Genomic DNA, 24,775 nt, shown 5'->3' with positions numbered 1-24,775 from the left:
GGATGGGTGAGGACGGGGTGGACGAGGGGCAGCAGCCTGTCGCCGTCCGGGCGGCCCTGCGTGCGCGGCCGCTGCGGTTCCTCCGGTCGCCCGCCCCGCTGCGCTGCTGGGCGCACGTGCTCAGCGGCGCGGTGCTCGGCCTGCTGCTGCTCGTCGTCCTGGCCGTGCTGTTGCTGGCCGGCCTCGCGCTGTCCGTGGTCGGCGTCGGCCTGCTGGTCCTGCCGGCCGTCGCCCTCGCCGGCCTGCCGGTCGGGGCCCTGGAGCGCCGTCGGCTGCGGCTGGTCGAGCCGGTGCCCGTGCCCGACCCGCACCGCCCGCTGCCCGGGGCCGGCCGCCGGGCCCGGCTCCGTACCCGGCTGCGCGAGCGGGCCACCTGGCGCGAGCTCGGCTACACCGCCCTGTTCGCGCTGCCGCTGGCCGCCGCCGACCTCGGCCTCACCGTTCTCCTGGTCTTCTCCGGGATGCTGGTCTCCACCCCGGTCGTGGTCTGGGCGCTGGCCCCGGAGACGGTGATGCTGATCCCCGGACAGGCGATCCGTGGCCCGGTGGAGGCCCTGCCCGCGACCGCCGTCGGTCTGGCCGGTCTGGTGTTCTGCGCCTACGCGGGGACGCTGCTGACCATCGGCCGGGTCCGGCTGGTCCGGTTCCTGCTCGGCCCGCGGGACGAGGACCCCGGCCGGCAGGTCCTCGAACTGACCCGCTCCCGGGCCCGCCTCGTCGACGCCTTCGAGGCCGAGCGCCGCCGCATCGAACGCGACCTGCACGACGGCGCCCAGCAGCAGCTCGTCGCGCTCAGCATGACCCTCGGCCTGGCCGCGTACGAGCTGGGCGGGCGCGCTGACGGTGGCGGCGACGACCCGGCCGCCGCGCTGGTCGAGCGGGCGCGCGGCGAGGCCCGGCAGGCGCTGGAGCAGCTGCGCGGCCTGGTCCGGGGCATCCACCCCCAGGTGCTCACCGACCACGGGCTGGCCGCCGCCGTCACCGAGATCGCGCTGCGCCACCCGATCCCGGTCGCGGTCGACATCGACCTGCAGGCGAGGCTGCCCGGCCCGGTCGAGACGACGGCCTACTTCACCGTCACCGAGGCGCTCACCAACGCCGCCAAGCACAGCGGGGCCGGCGCGATCACCGTCCACGGCCGGGTCGAGGACGGCCGGCTGGTGGTCCAGGTGACGGACGACGGCCGCGGCGGGGCCGACCCGGCCGCCGGGGCCGGGCTGCAGGGGCTGGCCGACCGGGTGGCGATCCTGAGGGGAAGGCTGATGGTGACCAGTCCGATCGGCGGGCCGACCAGGCTCCGGGTGGAGGTGCCGTGCTCCGGATAGTCATCGCCGAGGACGCCGTGCTGCTCCGGGCCGGGCTGGTCGAACTGCTCACCCGCGGCGGGCACCAGGTGGTCGCCGCCGTCGGCGACGCGACCGCGCTGGCCGACGCGGTGGACGCGGACCGGCCGGACGTCGTCATCACCGACGTCCGGATGCCGCCCGCCTTCCACGACGAGGGACTGCGCGCCGCCCTCGAACTGCGCGACCGGCACCCGGGGCTGCCCGTCCTGGTGCTCTCCCAGTACGTGGCCACCCCGTACGCCACCCGGCTGCTCGGCGCGGCCGGTGAGCAGCCGGCCGGTCTCGGCTACCTGCTCAAGGACCGGGTCGGCGAGGTCGCCGACTTCCTGGACGCGCTCCGGCGGGTGGCCGCCGGGCAGACCGTGATCGACCCGGAGGTGGTCCGGGTGCTGCTCCGGCAGCAGTCCGCGGAGCGGCCGCCGGACCGGCTGACCCCGCGCGAGCGGGAGGTGCTCGGGCTGCTGGCGGAGGGGCTGAACAACCAGGCCATCGGCGCGCGGCTGAGCATCACGGAGGCCTCGGTGGTCAAGCACTGCGGCAACATCTTCATGAAGCTGGACCTCGACCCGGCCGAGGGCAACCGGCGGGTACTGGCCGTCCTGGCTCACCTGCGCGGGGAGTAGGCCCCCGGCCCGCGTCCGCGTGTTCCGGGTCGAGCAGTTCGGCCAGCCGGCGCGCGGACGCCTCCCAGGACCACTCCTCCTGCACCCAGCGCCGTCCGGCCGCCCCCGTCCGGGCCCGCTCGGCGGCCGGCGCCAGCAGCAGACTGCCGACCGCCGAGGCGACCGCGGCGGGGCTGCGGCCGTCGACGACCGTGCCGGTGACGCCGTCGAGCACCGCGTCGGGCGCGCCACCCGAGCGGCCCGCGACCACGGGCAGCCCGGCGGCCGCGGCCTCCAGGAAGACGATCCCCAGCCCCTCGGCCTCCAGCCCGGCTCGCCGGGTGCGGCACGGCATCGCGAAGACGTCCGCCGCCGCGTAGTGGGCGGGCGTCGTGGCGTGCTCGTGGCCGCCGGCGAAGACCACCGACCCCGGCTCGGTGTGCCGCCGGGCCAGCGCGCGCAGCCGCCGCTCGTCCGGGCCCTGTCCGACCAGCACCAGGACGGCGCCGGGCGCGGCCCGCCGGATCAGCGGGAGCGCGCGGATCAGGGTGTCCTGGCCCTTGCGCCGCACCAGCCGGGCGACGCAGAGGACCACCGGCCCGTCGGTGCGCGCACTGTCGTCACCCGGGCGGAACAGGTCGGTGTCGACGCCGGGCACCAGCCGCTCCAGCCGGGCCCGCGGCCCGAGCGCCGGGGTGATCCGGGCCCGGGTGTACTCGCCCAGGTAGGTGACCACGTCCACGCTGTCGCCGATCTGCCGTAGCAGCCGGCGGGCGCCGGGGGTGCGCGCCCACCAGATCTCGTGGCCGTGCGTGGTGGCGACCGTCCGCCGGACCCCGGGGGCCTGACGCCGCAGCCCGGGTGCCATCGCGGCGAGCGGGGCGGCGGCACCGAACCAGACCCGGTCGCAGCCGTTCGCCCGGGCGATCTCGGCGGCCCTCCGGGTGACCCGCGGGGTGGGCAGCAGCGTCCGGACCCGGTCGCGGACCACCGGGAAGGGAAGGGCGGCGTCGTACGCGGCCGCGCCGGGTTCGGCCGAGGTGTAGACGACGACCTCGCCGGCGGGCAGGCGGCCGGCCAGGGCGTGGACGAAGGTCTCTATGCCGCCCTGCCGGGGCGGGAAATCATTGGTGACGACGAGTGTGGTGGCCATGGGGTCGGTGCAACCTCGGTTCGGGGAACGGTGGAGTACAGGGGAGAGAGCCGGGGGCCGGCGGGCAGCCGGGCCCAGACGACGAGCACGAGCGGCAGCGCCAGGTAGCCGAACCGCCCGGCGGGTGCCAGGAGGAAGGCCAGGCAGAGCCCGAGCGCCAGCCGGTCGGCGGCGCCGGCGGCATCCCGCGGCGGGCGCAGCGCCAGTGAGCCGGCGACTGCCAGGCCGGCGAGCAGCAGCAGTCCGGCGGCGGCGTACCAGCCGGCCGGGCCGAGGTCCGCGAGCAGCCGCCCGGGCAGCGGGCTGCCGGCCGGTGTGGGCAGCTCGCCGCGCCCGGTGGGGAAGGCGAACACCTGCCGGAGCAGCGGACCGGGCGAGCGCAGTGCCACCGGCAGCACCAGAGCGGCCGTGCCCGCCACGGCGACGGCCGTCCCACGCAGCGCCGCCCGCCGGCCGGCGGTGGCGGCCAGCAGCGCGGCGGCGACCGCGACCGCCGGCCAGGCCGTCCACTTGAGCGAGCAGGCCAGGGCGAGCGCGAGCCCGGCGCCGCCCGGACGGGCCCTGGCGGCGAGGGCGAGGGCCAGGCAGCAGAGACCGGTCATCGGCAGGTCCACCCCGCTGACGCAGAGCGGCAGCGCGATCGGCGGCGAGACGGTCAGCAGGGCTAGCCCGCGCCGGTGCCGGCGGCCCGCGGCCCAGAGGCAGCCGAGGAACACCACGGCACACCAGAGCCGGGCGTCGCCGATCAGCCGGGCCGGCCACCCGTCCGCCCCGATCAGGGCACGCGGCAGGCCCAGCAGCGCCATGGCCGGCAGGTAGGGCGTGTAGTCGGCCACGCTCTGCGGCTCGGCCAGGTACGGCGAGCCGTGTTCCAGGAGCAGCGCGGCCGACCGTTCGATCACGGCGACCTCGCTCTGCCCCTGGCCGGTGAGCGCCAGCCCGAGCAGCGGTACGACGACGGCGCCGGCCGTCGCGACCGCCACCGAGACCGGCCGGGCCCGCCGCCACGGCAGCACGAGCGTGGCAGCGGCCGCCGCCAGATAGCCGGCCGCCGCGACGGCGCCCCAACTGCGGTGCGGCGCGAGCCCGGAGACGAGTGGGAACGCGCCCGCCCAGACGGCTGCCGCGAGCCAGCCGGCGCACCACCCGGCTCGTCGGCCGAACAGGCCTGCGGGATAAGTGAGGTGTCGGGCGGTGGGCCCGCTGTGGGCTCGGTGGATCAGCACCCTTCCATTGCAGCGGCGCAGCCCGGCGAGGTCATGACGGCCAGGTCGAGACCTGGGGTCGGGTTTCCCCTACCATCATCGCCTTCGTGCTGACGTTCGGTGGTGATCGAGTCACGTTCGGTATCCGCAGCCCGATATCGTGGACTCCGTGGTGAGGTCCTGGGATGCGGCGGTCGAGCGGGCGCAGGAGCGGCTGGGGGCGGCACCCCGGCTACGGGCGGTGGAGGAGGGGGACGGGCGGCAGTTCGCACTCTGGGACCTCGCGTCCCGGGCCGAAGGGGAGCTGGCGGAACGGGTCGACCCAGGGGCGCTGGGGGAGGACGACGAGCGGAAGCTGCGCGAACGGCTCGGCGAGAGCGGCCGGGAGTGGCCGGACGGCGAGCTGTACCGGCGCCGCTACTGGGTGCTGGACGAGAGCGGCGGCGCGCCCGTCGGCACCGTGGCGGTCGACAACTGGACGAAGGGGCCAGGCCAGTTGGCCGTCTCCTCCGTCTACCTGCGCCCCTCGGCGCGCGGCCGCGGGCTCGCCGCCGGCGCGCTCGACGAGGTCTACCGGGCGGCCACCGCCGAAGGCCTGCCCGGCTACCGGCTGGAGGCGCACTGGACCTGGCGGCAGGCCGTCCGCTACTACCTGCGGCGCGGCCTCTGGGTGGTCTCCTGGAAGCACGCCCTCGGCCTCGCCCGGATGCCCCAACTCCCGCCCTACCGGGTGACGGAGGAGGACGGCCGGCTGGTCCTGCTGGTCGCCGACGGCCCGCACGGCTGGGTGCCGCTGCTCGCCGCCGGGCGCGAGGGCCGCTGGCTCCGGCTGGACGAGACGGCCGCGTACCGGCAGGCCGACGGCTGGGTCCACGACTTCGCCCGCTCGACCCTCGCCCTCCATCTGGCCCTCGCCGGCCGGCCCCTGGTCCGCGGCCCGCAGTGGTGGGCCGAGGCCTGGCGCTGGGCGGACATCGGCGAACCGGAGGGGCTGGCGTACAGGATCGAGCATTTCGAGCAGCTCGCCCGCACCGCCGGCCGGCCCGTCGCCGTCCGGGGCACCGCGGCCGAGGACCCCGGCGCGGGGCTGGGAGACTCGGGGGATGGCTGAGATCGAGATCGACGGCGTGCCGGCCGGTGCCGGGCAGGTCGCGGCGCTGGGACTGCTGAACTACGGGCACTTCACCACCCTGCGCGTCGAGGCCGGCCGGGTGCGCGGCCTGGCGCTGCACCTGGACCGGCTGGTGCGGGACTGCCGGGCGGTGTTCGGCGCCGGGCTGGACCGGGAGGTGCTGCGGCAGCGGATCCGCGGTGTGCTGCCGCCGGACGGGCGGGCGGTGATCGTCCGGGTCACGGTGTTCGACCCGGCGCTGGGCCTGGAGCGTCCCGGCGCCCCTGCCGCGCCCCGTCTGCTGGTGACCACCCGTCCGGCCCCGGCGGTGGCCCCCGCGCCGCTGAAGGTCCGCACCGCCGTGTACCGGCGCGAGCTGCCCGAGGTGAAGCACGTCGGGCTGTTCGGCCTGGTCCGGCAGCGCCGGCTGGCCCAACTCGACGGCTACGACGACGCGTTGCTCGTCGACCAGGAGGGCCGGATCACCGAGGGCGCCACCTGGAACCTCGGCTTCCACGACGGCCGGCAACTGGTCTGGCCGGAGGGCGAGGCGCTGCCCGGCGTCACCGCCGCCCTGCTCGCCCACGCCCACCCGGGCGCGCAGCGGCGCGAGCCCGTCACCACCGCCGGCCTGGGCCGCTTCGAGGCCGCGTTCGCGCTCAACGCGGGCGTCGGCGTCCGCCCGATCGCGGCGGTCGACGGCACCGCCTTCGACCCGGCCCACCCCGCCGTCGCCGCCCTGCGCGCCGCGTACGAGCGAATCGAGGGCGACGAGGTCTGAGTCGAAGGAGAGGGCCGAGGTGGGGATAACCCCACCCCTCGTCCGCCAGCGGCCTCCATGGTCGGGGCCGTCCGGCCTTCCTAGTCTGGAACACGTCGATGACCAGCGATGATTCCCGAAGGAAGGCCCACCATGGCACCCCGCCGCGACCGCCGCCCGACCGAGCAGCACGGGCAGACCGAGCAGTACGGGCGCCCCGCCCACGCCGCGATCGAGCTGCGGGCGGTCCGGCGCAGCTACGGGCGCGGCGCCGAGACCGTGCACGCCCTGCGCGGCATCGACCTGGTGCTGGAGCGCGGCACGTTCACCGCGGTCATGGGGCCTTCCGGCTCCGGCAAGAGCACCTTCCTGCAGTGCGCGGCGGGCCTGGACCGCCCGGACGGCGGCGAGGTCTACCTGGGCGGCGAGGAGATCACCCGGCTGAGCGAGAACCGGCTCACCATGCTGCGCCGCAGCCGGATCGGCTTCGTCTTCCAGTCCTTCAACCTGCTGCCGTCGCTGACGGTGATGCAGAACGTGCTGCTGCCGCAGCGGCTGGCCGGCGAGCGCCAGGACCGGGCCCGGGCCAAGGAGTTGCTGGCCCAGGTCGGCCTCGGCGAGCACACCGGGCGGCGGCCCGGGCAGCTCTCCGGCGGCCAGCAGCAGCGGGTGGCGATCGCCCGCGCGCTGATCACCGGCCCGGACGTGGTCTTCGCCGACGAGCCGACCGGCGCGCTGGACACCCGGACCGCGCACGAGGTGCTCGGCCTGCTGCGGCGCGCCGTGGACACCATGGGCGCGACCGTCGTCATGGTGACCCACGACCCGGTGGCCGCCTCCTTCACCGACCGCGCGCTCTTCCTGGCCGACGGCGCGCTCGCGGGCGAGCTGCACCACCCGGACCCGCAGGCCGTCGCCGACCGGATGGTCCGGCTGGCCGCGCGCCCGGTGGGGGCGGCGGCATGAGCAACGGGCTCGCGCGCGCCTCGGTGCGCTTCCGACCCGCCTCGTTCGCGGGCACCTTCATCGCCCTGCTGTTCGGCGCGGCCGTCATCATGGCCTGCGGCACCCTGCTGCAGACCGGCCTCACCGCGAGCGTGCCGCCGGTGCGGTACGCGCAGACGCCGGTGGTGGTCGCGGCCGACCCGGCCGTCTCGATCACCCGCAAGGTCGCCGACGACACCGAGACCCAGAAGCAGGCCGTCCCCGAGCGGGCCCGGGTGGACGCGGCACTGGCCGGGCGGATCGCCGCGCAGCCGGGTGTCGCCGCGGCCCGCCCCGACACCGCCTTCCCGGTCCCCGCGGGCGCCGCCGGCCTGCCCGGCCTGACCGGCCGCGGCTTCGCCTCCCTCGGCATCGCCGGCCCGGGCGAGAAGCTGGCCGAGGGCCGTGCCCCCGGCACCGGCGAGGTCGTCCTCGACACGGACACCGCCCGCGCCGCCCGCCTCGCCCCGGGCGCCACCGTGACGCTCACCGCGCCCGGCGGCAGCGGCACGTACCGGATCTCCGGCCTCGCGGCGTCGCCGGGCGGCAGCGCACAGCAGGCCTGGTTCGCCGACCCCGTCGCCGACCGCCTCTCCGGCCACCCCGGCACGGTGGACGCGATCGCCGTCCAGCCGCGCGACGGCGTGGACGGCAGGGCGCTCGCCGCGCAGGTCCGCCAGGCCGTCGGTGGCGAGGCGAAGGTGCTCACCGGCGACGCCCGCGGCGCCGTCGAGCTGCCCTCGCTCGCCGAGAGCCGGACCATGCTGACCGCCCTCGGCAGCTCCTTCGGCGGTATCGCCACCATGACCGCGGTCTTCGTCGTGATGAGCACCGTCGCCCTGGCCACCGGCCAGCGCGCCCGCGAGTTCGCCCTGCTCCGCGCGATCGGCGCGACCCCGCGCCAGATCCGCCGCACCATCGCCACCGAGGCGATGCTCGTCGCACCGGTCGCCGGCGCGCTCGGCATCCTGCCCGGACTGGCCCTGGCCCGCTGGTGGTTCGACGAGATGGCGTCCCGCGGCGCCGTGCCCCGGGCCGTCTCGCTGGACGTCGGCCCGGTGCCGATGCTCGCCGCCGTCGCCACCTGCACGCTCGCCGCACTGACCGCCGGTTTCTTCGCCGCCCGCCGTCCGGCCCGGCTGCGGCCCAGCCAGGCCCTGGGCGCGGCCGCCGTCGAGCCCGGCCGGCCGGGCAAGGTGCGGACCGTCATCGGAGTGGTCTTCACCGCCGGGGCCGTGGCGCTGGCCGGTGTCGCCGCCGGCCTGGACGGGACCAACGCCGCCAACACCGCGCTCGGCGTGGTGATGTGCTTCCTGGTGGCCGTCGGACTGCTCGGCCCCTGGGTGGCCCGGGCCGCCGCCGGGGTGCTCGGCGCCCCGCTGCGGGCCGCCGCCGGCGCGCCCGGCTCGCTGGCCGCCGACAACACCCGGGCCAACGCCCGCCGGCTGGCCTCCGCGATCACGCCGATCGTCATGGTCACCGCCTTCTGCGGCACCCTGCTCTTCATGCAGGGCACCATCCGCCACGTCACCGGCGAACAGGTGCGCAGCGGCGTCACCGCCGACCACGTGGTCGGCCCCACCGGCCCGGGCCTGCCCGCGGCCACCGCCGACCAGGCGGCCAAGGTGCCCGGCGTGGACGCCGCCGTCGGCGTGCTCCGCACCGGCGCCGTCTACCGCGACGGCGACATGCTCGCCACCGCCACCGCACTCGGCATCAACGGCGACCCGGCGAAGCTGCCCCGCGTCCTCGACCTCGGGGTGAAGAGCGGTTCGCTCGCGGACCTCGGCCGCTCGGCCGACACCGTCGCCCTGGACGCGGCGCTCGCCGACGCCCTCGGCGTCAAGGCCGGCGACCGCGCCCCGCTCTGGCTCGGCGACGGCACCCCGGTCAGGCCCACGGTGGTCGCCACCTACGAGCGCGGCCTCGGCTTCGGCCAGGTGCTGCTGCCGCGGGCGGCCGTCGCGGCGCACGTCACCGCCGGGTACGACAGTCAGGTGCTGGTCGCGGACGCGCCCGGTGCCGACCACGCCGCCGTCGCCGCCGGGCTGGCCGGGCTCGCCGGTACCGGCCCGGCCGCGGTCACGGACCGGGCCGGTTACGCGGCGCAGGCCGACCAGGCCCAGGAGATCGGCGCCTGGGCGAACACCGTGATGGCCGGCGTGCTGGGCGGCTTCGCGGCCGTCACCGCCGCCAACACCCTGGTGATGACGGTGCTGGACCGGCGCCGCGAGGTGGCGCTGCTGCGCCTGGCCGGGACCACCCGGCGGCAGGTGCGCGGCATGATGCGCTGGGAGGCGCTGCTGGTCGCCGCGACCGGCCTGGCGGTGGGCGGGGTGATCGCCTGGATCACGCTGGTCCCGATCACCCGGGGCATCGCCGGCGCCGCCCCGCACATCCCGGCCGGCACCGCCCTGCCGCTGGCCGCCGGGGCCGTGCTGCTCTGCCTCGGCGCGACCGGTCTGCCGGCGCGGGCACTGCTCCGGTCCCGCCCGGTGGCGGCGAGCGGCGGCAAGCAGTAGCGGGTACCCGGGGCGGTGGCAGGCCGCCGAGGGTTCACGGACGAACGGGCGGTGCGCGATCACGGCGTACCGCCCGTTCGGGTGAGAAACCGGCTCCGGGCCGGCGCAATGGGGTGGACGCCGAGGACAACACCCCTGGGGTGCACTGATCGTGATGTCCGATCAGCTACGCTCGCCGCCGCGCCGTCCGGGGCCCGAGCCGCCTCCGGGGGCGTTTCCCGTTCCCTGCGCCCGTTCCCGTGCCCGCTCCGCGTGCCCGTCCCCGTGCCCGTCCCGCCGCTACCCCGGCCGAGCAGAGAGAAGCCTCCCATGAGCAGTCCTCCCGTGGCCCCCGCGCCCCGTTGGCCGCTGATCCTGCTGCGGGCGAGCGCCACCGCGCCGGCCGTCCTGGCCCTCCTGCAGACCGTGCTGGCCGGCAGCTTCCTCAACGGCCACTACGAGGCGCTGTCGATGCACGCGGCGGGTGCGACGGCGCTGGCCGTCGCGGTGGTCTGCCAACTGGTGTCCGGGGCGCTGATCGTGTGGCCCGGCCGCGGCCCGCGCTGGCCGCTCGGCGTCGCGGCGCTGCTGACGGCCGCGGTGATGCTGCAGATCGGCCTCGGCTACGACCGGGCGCTGGGCCTGCACGTGGTGCTCGGGGTACTGCTGGTCAGCGGCACCCTGTTCGCCCTGGCCGGCGCCTGGCGGCAGCCGCTGCCGGCCCGCCCGGCCGCCCCCGCCGGACCGGACGGCCCCGAGGGCCCGGACGGCGCCGGCCTGCTGCCCCGGCCGGGCGGCCATGTGGAGCTGGCCCAGTGAACCGCCGCCGGTTCCTGGGCATCGGCGCGGCCGCGGTCGGCGCGGGCACGCTGGGGGCGTTCGCCGTCCCGGCGGCCGCCCGTCTGCTGACCGAGGGCCGCCCGGGCCTGCTGATGAGCAGCACGGTGAAGCTGCCGGAGGCGTTCCAGGTGCCGCTGCCGCTGCCGCCGGTCCTGCGGCCGGTGAAGAGCGACGGCAGCACCGACCACTACGAGATCACTCAGCAGGTGGCCCGGCTGGAGATCCTGCCCGGCCTGCGCACCGAGGCGTGGACGTACGGCGGCAGCTACCCCGGCCCGACGCTGGCCGTCCGGTCCGGCCGACAGACGGTGGTGCGTCACCGCAACGAGCTGCCGGTGCCGTCGGTGGTCCACCTGCACGGCGGGCACACCCCGGCGGACAGCGACGGCTACCCGATCGACCTCCTCCTGCCCGTCGGGTCCAACGGGTCCCATCCCGCGCAGGGCATGGCCGGCATGCCCGGGATGGAGGGGATGGCCGGGATGGCGGGCATGCCGGGGACGGACCACCAGGCCGACGCCCCGCTCGGCCGGATCGCCGACGGCGACCGCACCTACACCTATCCCGGCAACCAGCGCGCGGCCACGCTCTGGTACCACGACCACCGGATGGGCTTCACCGCCCCCGGCATCTGGCGCGGCCTGTCCGGCTTCCACCTCGTCCACGACGACGAGGAGGACGCCCTGCCGCTGCCGCGCGGCGACCGCGACCTCCCGCTGATGCTCGCCGACCGCGCCTTCGCCGAGGACGGCTCCTTCCGCTACCCCGCCGTCGACCCCGCGCTCGCCGTCCCCGGCGTCACCGACGACTACATGAACGGCGTCCTCGGCGACGTCATCCTGGTCAACGGCGCCCCCTGGCCCCGGCTGGACGTGGACCGCGTCCGCTACCGGCTGCGCCTGCTCAACGCCTCCAACGCCCGCCTCTACCGGCTGGAGCTCGACCCGCAGCCCTCCGGCGGCGACGCGCTGGTCCAGATCGGCGGCGACGGCGGCCTGCTGGAGGCCCCGCTCGCGCACGACGCCATCGAGATCGCCCCGGCCGAGCGCTTCGACATCGTGGTCGACTTCTCCCGCTACCCGCCGGGGACGGCCGTCCGCCTGATGAACCGGTTCGGCAGCGAGCGGACCACCGAGGTGATGCGGTTCGACGTCTCCTCCCGTACCGTCTCGGACGACTCGGCCGTGCCCGAGCGGCTCTCCGACTTCGAACGGCTCGACCCGGCGGCCGCCGTCACCACCCGCACCTTCGGGTTCCGCCGCAGCCGCAACGACGGCTGGACGATCAACGGCCAGCCCTACCGGCCGGGCCGTGCCCTCGCCCGGCCCGCCCTCGGCACGACCGAGAGATGGCGCTTCTTCACCGACGTCCACCACCCCGTCCACCTCCACCTGGACCCGTTCCAGGTGCTCTCCCGCAACCGTGCGGACCCGGGCCCGTACGACACCGGGTGGAAGGACACCGTCGACCTCCGGCCGGCGGAGTCGGTGGAGGTGCTGGTCCGCTTCACGGACTACCCGGGGGCGTACATGCTGCACTGCCACAACCTGGAGCACGAGGACATGGCGATGATGGCGGACTTCGTGGTCGATTGAGCCCGGGGCTTCCCGAGGAGCCTCGTTCTCGACGGCTTCACCTGTTCGGCCGAGCGCTGGCGGGCGTGCCGTACGCCCCGCCCGCGCTTCGACATGCCGGGCCGCGGCGGGTGACCTAGCGTCGCGAAGGAGATGACACCTGCCGACTTGGACGCCACCTGCCGGCAGAGCCGACCGAGGAGCCGCGCATGACCACTCCCGCCGAACGCCGCCGGCGTGGCCGGGCCGCCCGCGACCAGGTCTCGCGCTCCGCCCACGGCCGCTGGATCCCCGCCGCCGACCGCCCCGACCCGATCGTCGTGCTGGAACAGCAGGGCGCCGACCGGCTCCCCGAGCTGCTGCCGATCCGCTACGGCCGGATGGCCGACTCCGCCTTCGCCTTCCTGCGCGGCTCCGCCGCCGTCATGGCGGCCGACCTCGCGGCCGCCCCCGACACCGGCATCACCGTCCAGCTCTGCGGCGACGCCCACCTGTTGAACTTCGGTGTCTTCGCCTCGCCGGAGCGCGCACTGCTCTTCGACCTCAACGACTTCGACGAGACCTACCCCGGCCCGTTCGAGTGGGACGTCAAACGGCTCGCCGCCAGCGTCGCCGTCGCCGCCCGCGACAACGGCCACGACGAGGACCGCGCCCGCCGGGCCGCGCTCACCGCCGCGCACGGCTACGCGACCGCGATGCGGCGGCTGGCGGCGATGGGCGAACTCGACGTCTGGTACGCCCGGATCGACGCCGAGGACCTGCTCCCGCTGGTCCGCAAGCCAAAGCGCCGCAAGCAGCTCGAGGCCGGGCTGGACCACGCCCGCCGCCGTACCAGCCTGCAGGCCTTCGGCAAGCTCACCGAGGCCACGGAGGACGGCCGGCGCCGGATCATCAGCGACCCGCCGCTGATCGAGCCGCTGCCCAGGAACGAACTCCGCCGCGTGGGCAAGATCTTCAGTGACTACCGTGCCACCCTGGCCGAGGACCGCGGCGTCCTGCTCGACCGCTTCCACTTCGTCGACGTGGCCCGCAAGGTGGTCGGCGTCGGCAGTGTCGGCACCCGCAGCTTCATCGTCCTGCTGGAGGGGCGCGACGCGCAGGACCCGCTCTTCCTCCAGATCAAGGAGGCCGGCCGGTCCGTCCTGGAGGAGCACCTGCCCTCCACCCGCCCGCACGCCGAGGCGCCGATCGCCCACGGCGGTCACCGTGTCGTCACCGGCCAGCGCCTGATGCAGGCCGCCAGCGACATCTTCCTCGGCTGGACCACCGGCCCGGCCGGGCGCCACTTCTACGGCCGCCAACTGCGCGACATGAAGGGCTCGGCGGACGTCGCCGACATGACGCCGTCCGCCCTGCGCTTCTACGCCGACCTCTGCGGCCGCGCCCTGGCCCGGGCCCACGCCCGCTCCGGCGACCGCCTCGCCATCGCCGGCTACCTCGGCACCGCCGACACCTTCCCGGAGGCGATCGCCGACTTCGCCGTCCAGTACGCCGACCGGACGGAGGCCGACCATGCCGAGCTGCTGGCTGCCATCGCGGACGGCAGGCTGGCGGCCCAGCGCGACATCTGACGCGACATCTGACGGGAAGTCACCGTCAGCCCGGGGAAAGCTCCGACGGGAGTTCAGGCAAGCTCCGGCAGGAGCTCGGCGAGCCGCCGGAGCTGCTCGCGCTGGGACGGCAGGTCGAGCGCGCCGAGCCGGGCGACGACATGGCGCGCGCCCGCGTCCCGGTAGCGGGCGAGTCCGGCCGCGACGTCCTCCGGGGTGCCGGTGACCACCGCCTGGATCTTCTCCAACTCCACGAGCGGCATCCCGTAGTTGGCGTGCGCATAGGCGTCCAGCGCCTCGCGGCCGCTCGCCACGCTCGTGTCCACGCGGACGGAGACGAACAGCGCCGGGGTGATGTCCGACGCCGGACGCCCGGCGTCGGCCGCCGCCTTGTGGACGTCCGCCAGCCCCGAGCGGTAGTCGGCCGGGTCCGGCGGGTACGGCAGCCAGCCGTCGTACAGCCGCCCGGTGCGGGCGAGCGCGGCCGGGGTCGCGCCGCCGAGCCAGACCGGCGGACCGCCGGGGCGGAAGGGGGCGGTCGCGGCCGGGATCGCGGCGAAGTCGTGGAACTCGCCGTGGAACGAGCCGGCCCCGCTCCACAGGGCCCGCCAGAGCGCCACCGTCTCGTCCAGTCGGGCGAACCTGCGCGCCCACGGCACCTCCGACAGCTCGTACAGCGGCTGCCCGAACCGCCCGGGGAAGCCCGCCCCGACCGCCACGGCCAGCCGGCCGCCGGAGAGCAGGTCGATCGAGGCGAGCGCCTGCGCGGCCTGGATCGGCCGGCGCAGGAACGGCAGCAGCGCGCCGGTGCCGAGGGTCACCCGCTCGGTCACCGGGGCGAGGGCGGCCAGCATCGTGAGCGTCTCGATACGCGGGCTGAGCAGCGAGTCGTTGGCGAAGAGCGAGGAGTAGCCCGACTCCTCGGCCTCTCGGGCGAAGGCGATCAGCTCGCGCGGGTCGCCGTCGGTGCCCCACTGGGCCTTGCCGGTCGGGAGAAGTACGCCGATGTCCATGCCTCCGATCGTCGCCGGTGGCCGGTGCCGCCACAATTCCCTTGAGGGAATGGCCAGTACTCCGTCGCTCCGGTTACAACTGGCAGGTGGACTTTTCCCAGACGCTCCGCGAGCGCCGCACCCGCAGCCGCATCAGCCAGCTCGACCTCGCCACTCGCGCGGGCACCACCCAGCGGCACCTCAGCTTCATCGAGTCCGGCCGCTCGGTCCCCGGCCGGGGCATGGTCGTCCGGCTCGCCGAGTCCCTCGATCTGCCGCTGCGCGAACGCAATGAGCTGCTGTTGTCGGCCGGTTACGCCCCTGCCTACCCCGAGAGCCCGCTCGACAGCCCCGACCTCGCCCCCGTCCGGACCGCCATCGAGCACATCCTCACCGGCCATCTGCCCTATCCCGCCCTGGTGGTGGACCGGCAGGGCGATGTCGTCGCCGCCAACGCCGCCGTCGACCTGATCACCGAGGGCGCGGCCCCCGAACTGGTCGGCCCCGGCACCAACGCCTACCGCCTCGCCCTCCACCCCGAAGGCCTGGCCCCGCGCATCCTCAACTTCGCCGCCTGGGCCCGCCACATCGTCGAGCGGACGGCTCACCTCGGTGAACTCCATGCCGAACTGGCGTCTTATGTACCGGATTTGGAGGCTGTCGGCGCCGACCACCTGGGCTTCGCCGTGCCGCTCCACCTGCGCACCTCGCGCGGTGACCTCCATCTGATGACGACGGTCACCACCTTCGCGACCGCCGTCGACATCACGCTCGCCGAGCTGAAGCTGGAGGCCTTCCTCCCGGCGGACGAGGCGACGGCGGCCGCGCTGCGGGCCGAGAGCGGCACTCAGGCGCCGGGAAACATGTAGTCGGTGGTGACCCGGTCCTCGTCGTCGAGCAGCAGGACTTCGAGCCCGCTCCCGACCGCCTCGCCGCCGCCGACGGGGACCATCTCCCAGGTGAACCTGAGGCAGTCGCGGAGCCGGACGGCGGTGTCCCGGGCCCGGAAGGTGAACTCCCCGGGGGCGACGAACTCCCGGTAGCTGCGGGAGACCCGGGTCTCGATCGCGTCGTACCCCGACGCCTCCAGCGCGGTGTCCTCGAATCCCAGCTCGGCGGCCCGATCGCGGATCTCCGCCGGCGGCTGGAGGACGTGGACGCCGCCCTCCGCCCAGACCAGCTCGATCGCCTTGCGGCGCAGGGCCGGGTCGGGCTCGGTCCAGAGGGCGATGTAGCGGTCGGCGATCTCCTGCGCGGTGGCGGTGGTCATGGCGTGCTCCTCGCGTTGTGTCGGCGGTGTGTCCGGGCGACACCCATCCTGCGAGGGGTACGTGAGGGCGACAATTCCCGGCGGGGAATGGCCCGGTCGACCGGCGGGGTGGCCACCCCGCCGGTCGGCGGAATGACGCGGTGCGGACACCCGCCGAAGGTCGGGTGCGGTGGGCCCGGATCTCCCAACTCAAGTGAAACTGACGAGAGTTGATGGGGCCTTGACTGTTCGTTCACAGTTTGCATGTCTTCGACAATCTTATTCCTCGTCAGTAACATGGCGCGTGCGCGGCTGTTCGAGCCGCTGCTGAAGCCACTGGTCCCGGGCGCCCGTGTGCGCGTCCGCCACTTCGAAAGAGCTTCGTTGAAGAGTCCCCTCGGCACGGCGGTCCGCCCTGCCCTCGTTTCGCTGTTGCTGCTCGGTGTCGCTGCGTGCGGCCCGACGTCGGGCGCGCAGCAGGCCTCCCCTGCCAACCTTGAGGCCGTCGGCGCCGCCGCCCCGGCCACCACGTCCTCCCCGGCGAGCCCGGCGGCGGTGCGGCCGTCCGGTGCGCCGCACGCCCGCGCGTCCAGCCCGGCCGCCGCCGCGCCGAGCTCCAGCCGCCCGGCGGCCGGCAGCCTGCCGGTGACGGCCGCCCAGCCGGGCGTCCGGCAGGCGGCCATCGGCGCACCCGGGAAGGACGGCGCGGCCGTCGCCCCGGAGGCGAAGAGCCTCCAGCTCACCGCGTACGACCCGGCCGCCGGCACGGCAGTCCTGTCGGCTGCGGGCGGACCCTCGGTCGGCCCGTCCGCGAGCACGTCGGGGAGCCCGGCCGCCAGCCCGTCGTCGGGGAGCCCGGCCGCGAGCCCGTCGTCGGCCCCGTCCGCGGCGCCGACGCCGGTCGAGGCCGTCAAGCCGGGCCAGCTCCTCGCCAGCCCGCCGACCGACGCCGCGCCGCAGGGGGCGCTGGTCGCGGTCACCGCGGTGAAGTCCGCCGGTGGCGGCTCCGTCACGGTGTCCACCCGGCCGGCCACCCTCTCCGAGCTGCTCGGCAACGCCGAGGCGGACGGCAAGGTCCCCGTCGACCCGAACGCGATCAAGGTGACGCCGCTGGTCAAGGACCTCAAGGCGACCGTGGCCCGGGAGAACGGCACCACCAAGGCCGACGCCTCCGGCACCCTGGAGGTCGACGTCAAGGCGCCGATCCCGCTGCCCGACGGCCTGAGCGCCGACGCCTCCGCCTCGCTCCAGCTCCACCCGGCCCTGCACTTCGCCTACCACGGCGCCGGCATCGGCAGCCCGCGGACCGCCTCGATCGGCTTCGACCTGGGCGCCCACGCCCAGTGGAAGGTCAGCGGCGACCTCGCCCGCAGCACCGGCTCCGCGCCGATCCGCCTGCCGTTCGCCAAGCTCCAGGCCAGCCCGGTCGTCACGGTGGCCGGCCTGCCGGTCGTGGTCAACCTCGGGCTGACCTGCTACCTGGAGATCGGCGCCGACGGCAAGATCCACGTCGAGGCCGAACAGGAGATCACCGGCACCTGGGCCGTCCACGCCGACTACACCGGCGGGCGCGGCTGGACGTCCAGCACCGACGCGGCTGACACCAAGGTCTCCCCGGTGCACGTCCGCCTCTCCGGCACGGCCGCCGTTCGCGCCGCCCTCGCCGCCGAGGTCAGCGTCGGCCTCTACGACACGGTCGGCGTCGAGGCCACCGTCGCCCCCTACCTGCGGGCCCAGGCGGACGGCTCGCTGTCCGTCGACGTCCCGGGCGGAACGCCGCAGCTCCAGGGCAGTTGGGCCCTGCTCGGCGGCGTCGACCTGAACGGCGCGCTCACCGCCCACCTGAAGGTCTTCGGCACCCCGATCGTGGAGGGCAAGCTCCCCCTGCCGCCCTTCCACCGCGAGTGGCCCCTGCTGTCCGGCGCCCTGCCCTCGGCCTCGCCGAAGAGCTGACCCGCTGGTGAAACCGTGAACCCCGGGCCGATCGAGTCGGCCCGGGGTTCGCTGTTGCCGTGGCCTCGGCGGACGGTGACGCGGGTGTTCCGGCGGGGGAGTGTTGTTGTTGCCGGGAAGGTGCGCGTGGGCGTCCCGTCCGCGGGCCGTCCGTCCGCGGGCCCATGGACATCCGGCCCGGGGGACGGGAGGATCGCCGCATGACTGCTGACGCTCCGTTGACCGAGTCCGAACTCACCGCGATCGAGCGGCGTGCGGCGGCGGCCGCCCCGGGGCCGTGGTGCGCGTGGCTGGAGGGGCGTGACGGCAGGGGAGGCGACAGCTACATCCAGGTGCGGCCCGCGTCCGAACAGGACGACGAGATCTACGTCAGCCGCTTCGTGGAGGGCGCCGCGCTGCCGCCGAGGGACCCGCGGCTCGATGCGGACATCGACTTCATCGCCGCTGCTCGTCAGGACGTCCCACGCCTGATCGCCGAGGTGCGGCGCCTGCAGTCCGCGATGGGGCGGCAGCGGGGCTGGTGAGCGGGGACGGCGTGCCGTCCGTGCCCCCTGGTTCGAGCGCCGGGGCGCGACCGGCCGGAGCAGACGTCGGCCGACCAGTGCCGCCGGCAGCGGCGGAGGTGGGCTATAGCCTGACCCGGTGATCATTCCGCTGCCTCATGGCCACTTCAGCGCCTACCTGTTCGACTGTGACGGTACCGTCGCGGACTCCATGCCCCTCCACTACCGGGCCTGGAAGCAGGCGCTCGACGAGTGGCACTGCGTGTTCCCCGAGGAACTCTTCTACGCCTGGGGCGGCCGGACCGTCGCCGACATCATCGCCTCGCTCAACGAGGAGCAGGGGCTGGCCATGCCGGTCGAGGCTGTCGCGCGCCGGAAGGAGGATCTCTACGGCGAGCTGCTGCCGCAACTCACCGCCGTTCCCGGCATCCTGGCGCACGTCGAGTACGCGCACGGCCGGCTGCCGAGCGCCGTGGTCTCCGGCAGCACCCGCGAGTCCGTCACGGCGTCGTTGAGCACCCTCGGGCTGCTCGACAGCTTCGACCTGCTGGTCTGCGCCGGCGACTACACGAAGGCGAAGCCCGACCCCGAGGCCTTCCTCCTCGCGGCCGAGCGACTCGGGGTCCCGCCGCAGGACTGCCTCGTCTTCGAGGACACCGACCTGGGGATCGAGGCCGCGACCGCCGCCGGCATGGCGTCCGTGCGCGTCCCCCAGGCCCAGGAGCGCTGAGCGGCGCGGCGGCGTGCACAGGAGGCCGGCGGGGCCGACCTCCTGTGCCGGGGCGTCGGCGTCGTCCGGTCAGGCCGGGGCGAGCAGGTGCAGGGCGCCCGGGGCGATGGTGACGTCGATCGGCAGCGCGGCCATGAACTCGCCGTCCGCGTAGGCCGTGATGCCCGGCGACTCGATGCGCAGGGAGGCCGTGCGGTGGGTGGTCACCTCCGGGCGGTCGACGTGGGTGCCCTTGAAGAGGGTGGGGAAGAAGCGGGCGATGCGGTGACGGGGCATGGCGGCGACGAGGGTGAGGTCGAGCAGGCCGTCGGTGGGGTCGGCGGTGGGGCAGATGAGCATGCCGCCGCCGTAGCTGGTGGTGTTGCCGACGGCGGCGAGGGTGAGGTCCCGTTCGATGACGGTGCCGTCGGCGAGGGTGATGCGGAAGGGCAGCGGGCGCAGGTTGGCGAACTCGACCAGGATGGCGAGGTTGTAGCGCATCCGGCCGCGCGGCCAGCGGAGCCGGTTGGTGCGGTCGCTGACGAGGGAGTCGAAGCCGCTGGCGAGGACGGAGCCGAACCAGCGTGACGTACCGTCAGAAGCCGTGACCCGTCCGAGGTCCACGGCGCGGGTGTGGCCGGCGGCGATGACGTCGGCCGCGGCCTCGGGTGCGCCGCGCGGCAGTCCGTACGCGCGGGCGTGGTCGTTGCCGGTGCCCGCCGGGACGACGCCGAGCGGGATGCCGGTGCCGGCCACCGCCTGGAGGCCGAGGTTGATCATGCCGTCCCCGCCGACCACCACCAGTGCGTCGCAGATGCCGGCGGAGACGGCGGCTCGGGCCAGCCGGAGGGAGTCCTCCGCCGAGGAGCCCGCCTGTTCGTCCACCTCGACGCTGAGGGCGCGCAGGCGGGCGGTGGCGCGGCGGGCCGCCGGCTCGGCGTGGCCGGCGGCTGCCGCGGGGTTGGTGAGGAGGACGACGCGGCGGACGGCGCCTCTCGGGCCGCTCATGCGCCCACCTCGCTTCGGTCGGCGCGGGCATGGCGGTCGGTGCGGGCTTGACGCTCGGCGCGGGTATGACGCTCGGCGCGGGCATGGGCCCACGCGGGCCCCTCGGCGGTCGGCCCGCTCACGGGATCAGCTTGCCGGGGTTGAGGATGCCTGCCGGGTCGAGTTCGGCCTTGACCGCGCGCAGGATGCGGACACCCAACTCGCCGATCTCGTCGGCCATCCAGGGCCGGTGGTCGGCGCCGACGGCGTGGTGGTGGCTGATGGTGCCGCCGCCCGCGACGATGGCGTCCCCGGCGGCGCGCTTGGCGGCGGCCCACTGGGTGAGCGGGTCCTCGCCGAGGGCGGCGACGACGGTGAAGTAGAGCGAGGCGCCGGTCGGGTAGACGTGCGAGATGTGGCAGAGGACGAGTGCGCCGGGGAGGGCCTCGGTCAGGGCGGAGGTGACGGCGAAGCGCAGGTCGGCGAGACGGCGCCAGTCCGTCGCCGTCTCCAGCGTCTCGCAGAGCGCGCCCGCGGCGAGCAGCGAGTCCCGCAGGTACGGGGCGTTGAACCGGCCGTGCTCCCAGGCCCGGGCGGGCGCCTCGCCGAGGGAGGTGCCGCCGGCGGCCAGCAGGGCGGTCCGGGTGAGCTGGTGGCGGGTGGCGACCTGTTCGGCGGTGCCCTCGAAGACGGTGACCGCCAGGCAGCCGCTGACGGCCGGCTCGCCGCCGATCTTCTCCGTCATGGCCAGGTTGACCATGGTCTCGGCCTCGTCGGAGAGCCGGATGACGGTCGGGCCGGTGTCCTGCTGCTCGACCGCGCGCAGGGCGGCCGCGCCGGCCGCGAAGTCCGGGAAGGACCACGCCTCGTAGGCCTTCACGGCGGGCACCGCGTGCACCCGCACCCGGACGGCGGTGATCACGCCCAGCGTGCCCTCCGAGCCGAGGAACAGCTCGCGCAGATCGGGGCCGGCGGCGGAGGCGGGGGCGCGACCGAGGTCGAGGACGCCCGCCGGGGTGACGACGCGCAGGCCGCGCACCATCTCGTCGAAGCGCCCGTACCCGGCGGAGTCCTGGCCGGAGGAGCGGGTGGCGGCGAACCCGCCGATGGTGGCGAAGCGGAAGCTCTGCGGGTAGTGGCCGAGTTCGAAGCCCCGCTCGGCGAGCAGGGCCTCCGCCGCCGGGCCGGTCAGGCCCGCGCCGAGGACGGCCTCGCCGGAGGTCTCGTCCAGGTCGAGGAGCCGGTCGAAGCGGCGCAGGTCGAGTGAGACGACGGCGGTGAGCCCACCGCGCTCCGGGTCGAGCCCGCCGACCACGCTGGTGCCGCCGCCGAACGGGACGACGGCGATCCGGCGCTCCGCACAGAGCGCGAGCAGCGCGGTGATCTCGTCCTCGCTGCCGGGCAGCACGACGGCGTCGGGCGCGTCCTGCGGCTCGCGGCTGCGGCGGCGCAGCAGGTCGGGGGTGGACTTGCCGCCGGCCCGGGGGAGGCGGTCGGCGTCGGCGGCGCTCACGTGGGCCTCGCCGACCACGGCGGCGAGCGCCTTCAGGTCGTCCTCGGCCAGCCGCGAGGGGTGCAGCACGACCTCGTCGGCGGCCGGGCCGGGGGCGGCGTCGCCGGTGACGCCGAGGGCGGCGGCCAGCAGGGCCTTGATGTCGGCGGACAGCTCCTTGGCGAGGGCCGGGTCGCCCCAGGCGTCCCACTTCATCGGGGGGAGCGGCAACGCGGCGCCGGCCGGTCCCGCTTGCGTCTCAGGTGCCATGCGTTACAGTTTCACACATCATGTCAAGTAGTAATGCGAGCTCAGGCGGTTCCAACGGCACAGGCGCCTCCGGCGGCCCTGGCACTCCAGGCACCCCCGGCGGACCGGGCGGTGCCCCGGAGCCCCGCTCCACCGACGACGCGATCCTCGACGCAGCCGCCGAGCTGATCGTCCATCTCGGCGTGCGACGGACCCAGTTGGCCGAGATCGCCCGCCGTGCCGGGGTCAGTCGGCCGACCGTCTACCGGCGCTGGCCGGACGTCCGGGCGGTCATCGGGGCGCTGCTCACCCGCGAGATCCGGGCCACCCAGGAGACGGTGGCGCTCGCCGGCGAGAACCGCGAGGCCCTGGTCGACGGGGTGGTCGAGGTCGCCGTCCGGCTGCGCGACCATCCGGTACTCGGCGCCCTGCTGCGCTCGGCCGACTCCGACACGCTCTTCGAGTACGTCGTGGAACGGCTCGGCACCAGCCAGCGCGGCCTGATCGAGGCGCTGCGCGCCGGCATCGAACAGGGGCAGGCGCACGGCTCGATCCGGGCCGGCGAGCCGGTCGAACTGGCCGCCATGGTGCTGCTGATCGCCCAGTCCACCGTGCAGTCGCACCGCATGGTGGCCGCGCTGCTGCCCGAGGAGGCCTGGCGGCGCGAGCTGGCCCGGGCCCTGAACGGATACCTCGCGCCGTGAGCCGTCACGAGCGCGCCACGACCGGCCGGGGCGCCATGACCGGGCGGAATGCCACGACCGACCGGAATGCCACACGACCGGCCGGAACGCCATGACCGACCGGAATACCGCGACCCGCCGGAGCACCGGGGCCGGCCGGAACGCCGCGACGAACGGAGGCACCAGATGACCACCACCGCCGGGCCCTACACCGGAACCGCCCGACTCGATGCCAGGCGAAGGGAGTTGGAGCTCGACGCGCTCGCCGGCGGCCCGGCCGTCGACCTGCTGGTGATCGGCGGCGGCGTCACCGGCGCCGGGGTCGCCCTGGACGCCGCCGCCCGCGGTCTGCGCACCGTCCTGGTCGAGGCCCGCGACCTCGCCTTCGGGACGAGCCGGTGGAGCTCCAAGCTGGTCCACGGCGGCCTGCGCTACCTCGCCTCCGGGCGGATCGGGGTGGCCCGGGAGAGCGCCGTCGAACGCGGTGTGCTGATGACCCGCACCGCCCCGCACCTGGTCCGACCGATGCCCCAACTGGTGCCACTGCTACCGGGGTTGATGAGCCGGGGGCAGACCTCGCTGGTTCGCGTCGGGTTCGTCGCGGGTGACGCGCTGCGGCTGAGCGCCGGGACGCCGGGCGGGTTGCTGCCCCGGGTGCGCCGCGTCGGCGCCGACCGCGCCCGCCAACTGGTGCCCGGCGTAAGGGTGGAGGGCCTCGCGGGCGCGATCGTCGCGCACGACGGCCAACTGGTGGACGACGCACGACTGGTGGTGGCGCTGGCCCGGACGGCCGCGCAGTACGGCGCCACCGTGCTGACCCGGGTGCGGGCGGAGGACGTCACCGGCACCTCGGCCCGGCTGACCGATGCCCTCACCGGCCGCTCCCTCACCCTCGCCGCCCGCGCCGTGGTCAACGCCACCGGCGTCTGGGCCGGCGACGTCGACCCGTCGATCCGGCTGCGGCCCAGTCGCGGCACCCATCTGATCGTCGACGCGGCCGCCCTCGGCCGTCCGGCCGCCGCGCTCACCGTGCCGGTGCCGGGCTCCACCAGCCGGTTCGTCTTCGCACTGCCGCAGCAACTCGGCCGCGTCGCGATCGGCCTCACCGACGAGGACGCGCCCGGCCCGATCCCGGACGAGCCGCAGCCGACCGAGGGCGAGCTCGCCTTCCTCCTCGACACCGTCAACACCGCCCTGCAGACCGCGCTGACCAGGGCGGACGTACGCGGGGCCTACGCCGGACTGCGGCCGCTGATCGACACCGGCGGCGGCGCCACCGCCGACCTCTCCCGCCGGCACGCCGTGCTGGAGTCCCCGTCCGGCGTGATCACCGTGGTCGGCGGCAAGCTCACCACCTACCGGCGGATGGCCGAGGACGCGGTGGACACCGCCGCCCGGCTGCGCGGCCTGGCCGCCCGTGCCTGCTGGACGGCCCGCCTGCCCCTGGTCGGCGCACCCGGCCACCGTGACAGCCGCCCGGCACCCGAGGGCGAGGTGCCCGCCTCACTGCTCGCCCGGTACGGCGGCGCGGCCCGCGAGGTCCTGGCCGAGGGGACGGCCCTCGGTGCCGGCTACGCGGCGCCCGTCGCGCCCGGGATCGACGTCACCCGCGCCGAGATCGCCTATGCCGTCACGCACGAGGGCGCGCTGGACGCCGACGACGTGCTCCACCGCCGGACCAGGATCGGCCTGGTGGCGGAGGACGCCGACCGCGCCCGGGCGGCCGTCGAGGAGATCGTGGCGGAGGTCGCTGCGGAGGCCGGGCAGGCGTGAGCGCCTCGTCCGGCGGCGGTCGGTTCCGGCGCCCTCACTGCTCTGTCGGCGCCCTCACTGCTCCGTGCGTTCCGGCATCGGGTGGGGGGGGCCGCCCAGCTCCAGTACGCAGACGAGCGGCCGCTCGGGCGCCCCGGTCCGCTCCAGCCGGACGGCGAGCAGCACCGGTGGCTCCTCGGCCAACCGGGCGGCGAGGGTGAGCGGGTAGACGCCGTGCCCGTGCACGCGGTGGAAGGCGAGCTCCTTGCCGTCCACCAGCAACTCGGTCTCGGTGATCCAGCCGGACCGGACGTTCACCGTCACGGAGTGGTCGCCCCGGTCGAGGTGGAAGCTGTGCCGCCGGCGCATGGGACCTCCCGGGAACACCCGTGGAATCACGGCCAGTCTACGTCCGGCCCCGCGACGGCGCCGGTCGTGGTCTCCGGCCGGTGGGCCTCGACGTTCTGACGGGGTGGGGGGGGGGGGCCGGACCAACCCCCCCAAAACGAGGACCAAACGCCCCCCCAGAAACACCGCCCCCCAGGGGGCCCCCTCCCCCCCCCCACGAACCCCACACTCC

General features: G+C 75.6%; 22 protein-coding genes. 15 read left to right on the top strand and 7 right to left on the bottom strand.

Annotated features, from left to right (window positions below):
- Positions 1 to 2 precede the first annotated feature (2 nt).
- A complete protein-coding gene (locus ACZ6NC_RS32420) occupies positions 3 to 1,325 on the top strand; it encodes a sensor histidine kinase (RefSeq protein WP_465737428.1) in 1,323 nt (440 codons plus the stop codon).
- A complete protein-coding gene (locus ACZ6NC_RS32415) occupies positions 1,313 to 1,969 on the top strand; it encodes a response regulator (RefSeq protein WP_465737427.1) in 657 nt (218 codons plus the stop codon). Before ACZ6NC_RS32420 ends, ACZ6NC_RS32415 begins: the two co-directional genes overlap by 13 nt.
- On the opposite strand, the gene ACZ6NC_RS32410 is transcribed toward ACZ6NC_RS32415, so the two are convergent.
- Both ACZ6NC_RS32410 and ACZ6NC_RS32405 read right to left on the bottom strand, forming a co-directional pair.
- Positions 1,893 to 3,101: a glycosyltransferase family 4 protein gene (locus tag ACZ6NC_RS32410; protein WP_465737426.1), complete on the bottom strand. Its 1,209-nt coding sequence runs from the start codon at positions 3,099 to 3,101 to the stop codon at positions 1,893 to 1,895. The genes ACZ6NC_RS32415 and ACZ6NC_RS32410 overlap by 77 nt on opposite strands.
- Complete coding sequence (locus tag ACZ6NC_RS32405) at positions 3,047 to 4,327, bottom strand: glycosyltransferase 87 family protein (RefSeq protein ID WP_465737425.1); 1,281 nt, start codon at positions 4,325 to 4,327, stop codon at positions 3,047 to 3,049. Before ACZ6NC_RS32405 ends, ACZ6NC_RS32410 begins: the two co-directional genes overlap by 55 nt.
- A gap of 148 nt (positions 4,328 to 4,475) precedes the next feature.
- On the opposite strand from ACZ6NC_RS32405, the gene ACZ6NC_RS32400 reads away from it, so the two are divergent.
- From ACZ6NC_RS32400 to ACZ6NC_RS32370, 7 genes are all read left to right on the top strand, one after another.
- Entirely contained in the window at positions 4,476 to 5,417 is a 942-nt protein-coding gene (locus tag ACZ6NC_RS32400) for a GNAT family N-acetyltransferase (RefSeq protein WP_465737424.1), read from the top strand.
- Complete coding sequence (locus ACZ6NC_RS32395) at positions 5,410 to 6,198, top strand: aminotransferase class IV (RefSeq protein WP_465737423.1); 789 nt, start codon at positions 5,410 to 5,412, stop codon at positions 6,196 to 6,198. Before ACZ6NC_RS32400 ends, ACZ6NC_RS32395 begins: the two co-directional genes overlap by 8 nt.
- A gap of 132 nt (positions 6,199 to 6,330) precedes the next feature.
- A complete protein-coding gene (locus ACZ6NC_RS32390) occupies positions 6,331 to 7,143 on the top strand; it encodes an ABC transporter ATP-binding protein (RefSeq protein WP_465737422.1) in 813 nt (270 codons plus the stop codon).
- A complete protein-coding gene (locus ACZ6NC_RS32385; RefSeq protein ID WP_465737421.1) occupies positions 7,140 to 9,683 on the top strand; it encodes an ABC transporter permease in 2,544 nt (847 codons plus the stop codon). Before ACZ6NC_RS32390 ends, ACZ6NC_RS32385 begins: the two co-directional genes overlap by 4 nt.
- Positions 9,684 to 9,992: 309 nt before the next feature.
- Positions 9,993 to 10,481, top strand: coding sequence for a hypothetical protein (locus ACZ6NC_RS32380; RefSeq protein ID WP_465737420.1), 489 nt, complete (start codon positions 9,993 to 9,995; stop codon positions 10,479 to 10,481).
- On the top strand, positions 10,478 to 12,097 hold the full coding sequence (locus ACZ6NC_RS32375; protein WP_465737419.1) for a multicopper oxidase family protein: 1,620 nt from the start codon (positions 10,478 to 10,480) through the stop codon (positions 12,095 to 12,097). Before ACZ6NC_RS32380 ends, ACZ6NC_RS32375 begins: the two co-directional genes overlap by 4 nt.
- A gap of 188 nt (positions 12,098 to 12,285) precedes the next feature.
- Positions 12,286 to 13,647 (top strand): DUF2252 domain-containing protein, encoded by a 1,362-nt coding sequence (locus ACZ6NC_RS32370; protein ID WP_465737418.1) that lies wholly within the window; start codon positions 12,286 to 12,288, stop codon positions 13,645 to 13,647.
- Positions 13,648 to 13,700: 53 nt separating this feature from the next.
- Here ACZ6NC_RS32370 and ACZ6NC_RS32365 read toward each other — a convergent pair whose 3' ends face one another.
- On the bottom strand, positions 13,701 to 14,639 hold the full coding sequence (locus ACZ6NC_RS32365) for an LLM class flavin-dependent oxidoreductase (protein ID WP_465737417.1): 939 nt from the start codon (positions 14,637 to 14,639) through the stop codon (positions 13,701 to 13,703).
- An 86-nt stretch (positions 14,640 to 14,725) separates the two neighbouring features.
- On the opposite strand from ACZ6NC_RS32365, the gene ACZ6NC_RS32360 reads away from it, so the two are divergent.
- Complete coding sequence (locus ACZ6NC_RS32360) at positions 14,726 to 15,487, top strand: helix-turn-helix domain-containing protein (RefSeq protein ID WP_465737416.1); 762 nt, start codon at positions 14,726 to 14,728, stop codon at positions 15,485 to 15,487.
- Here ACZ6NC_RS32360 and ACZ6NC_RS32355 read toward each other — a convergent pair.
- A complete protein-coding gene (locus tag ACZ6NC_RS32355; protein WP_465737415.1) occupies positions 15,466 to 15,888 on the bottom strand; it encodes a hypothetical protein in 423 nt (140 codons plus the stop codon). The two genes, ACZ6NC_RS32360 and ACZ6NC_RS32355, sit on opposite strands and share 22 nt — an antisense overlap.
- A 363-nt stretch (positions 15,889 to 16,251) precedes the next feature.
- Here ACZ6NC_RS32355 and ACZ6NC_RS32350 point away from each other — a divergent pair, with 363 nt between their 5' ends.
- The 3 genes from ACZ6NC_RS32350 (at position 16,252) to ACZ6NC_RS32340 (ending at position 19,053) form a co-directional block, all read left to right on the top strand.
- On the top strand, positions 16,252 to 17,820 hold the full coding sequence (locus ACZ6NC_RS32350; RefSeq protein WP_465737414.1) for a hypothetical protein: 1,569 nt from the start codon (positions 16,252 to 16,254) through the stop codon (positions 17,818 to 17,820).
- 200 nt (positions 17,821 to 18,020) lie between these two features.
- On the top strand, positions 18,021 to 18,344 hold the full coding sequence (locus tag ACZ6NC_RS32345; RefSeq protein WP_465737413.1) for a hypothetical protein: 324 nt from the start codon (positions 18,021 to 18,023) through the stop codon (positions 18,342 to 18,344).
- A gap of 118 nt (positions 18,345 to 18,462) precedes the next feature.
- Positions 18,463 to 19,053, top strand: a complete 591-nt coding sequence (locus ACZ6NC_RS32340; RefSeq protein ID WP_465737412.1) for an HAD family hydrolase — start codon at positions 18,463 to 18,465, stop codon at positions 19,051 to 19,053.
- Positions 19,054 to 19,122: 69 nt separating this feature from the next.
- Here the strand turns inward: ACZ6NC_RS32340 and ACZ6NC_RS32335 are convergent, their stop codons facing one another.
- Entirely contained in the window at positions 19,123 to 20,040 is a 918-nt protein-coding gene (locus ACZ6NC_RS32335; RefSeq protein ID WP_465737411.1) for a diacylglycerol kinase, read from the bottom strand.
- Between the two features lie 118 nt (positions 20,041 to 20,158).
- Positions 20,159 to 21,781, bottom strand: a complete 1,623-nt coding sequence (locus ACZ6NC_RS32330; protein ID WP_465737410.1) for an FAD-binding oxidoreductase — start codon at positions 21,779 to 21,781, stop codon at positions 20,159 to 20,161.
- Positions 21,782 to 21,801: 20 nt separating this feature from the next.
- Here ACZ6NC_RS32330 and ACZ6NC_RS32325 point away from each other — a divergent pair, with 20 nt between their 5' ends.
- Both ACZ6NC_RS32325 and ACZ6NC_RS32320 read left to right on the top strand, forming a co-directional pair.
- Positions 21,802 to 22,464: a TetR/AcrR family transcriptional regulator gene (locus ACZ6NC_RS32325; RefSeq protein ID WP_465737409.1), complete on the top strand. Its 663-nt coding sequence runs from the start codon at positions 21,802 to 21,804 to the stop codon at positions 22,462 to 22,464.
- Between the two features lie 165 nt (positions 22,465 to 22,629).
- The gene (locus tag ACZ6NC_RS32320) at positions 22,630 to 24,216 is read left to right on the top strand and encodes a glycerol-3-phosphate dehydrogenase/oxidase (protein WP_465737408.1); all 1,587 of its coding nucleotides are present in this window, start codon (positions 22,630 to 22,632) and stop codon (positions 24,214 to 24,216) included.
- A gap of 54 nt (positions 24,217 to 24,270) precedes the next feature.
- Here ACZ6NC_RS32320 and ACZ6NC_RS32315 read toward each other — a convergent pair whose 3' ends face one another.
- Positions 24,271 to 24,564, bottom strand: a complete 294-nt coding sequence (locus tag ACZ6NC_RS32315; RefSeq protein WP_465737407.1) for a hypothetical protein — start codon at positions 24,562 to 24,564, stop codon at positions 24,271 to 24,273.
- Positions 24,565 to 24,775 lie beyond the last annotated feature (211 nt).

The organism is Kitasatospora sp. NPDC041988 (assembly GCF_055588525.1).
This window is presented reverse-complemented; position numbering and strand designations above follow the sequence as displayed.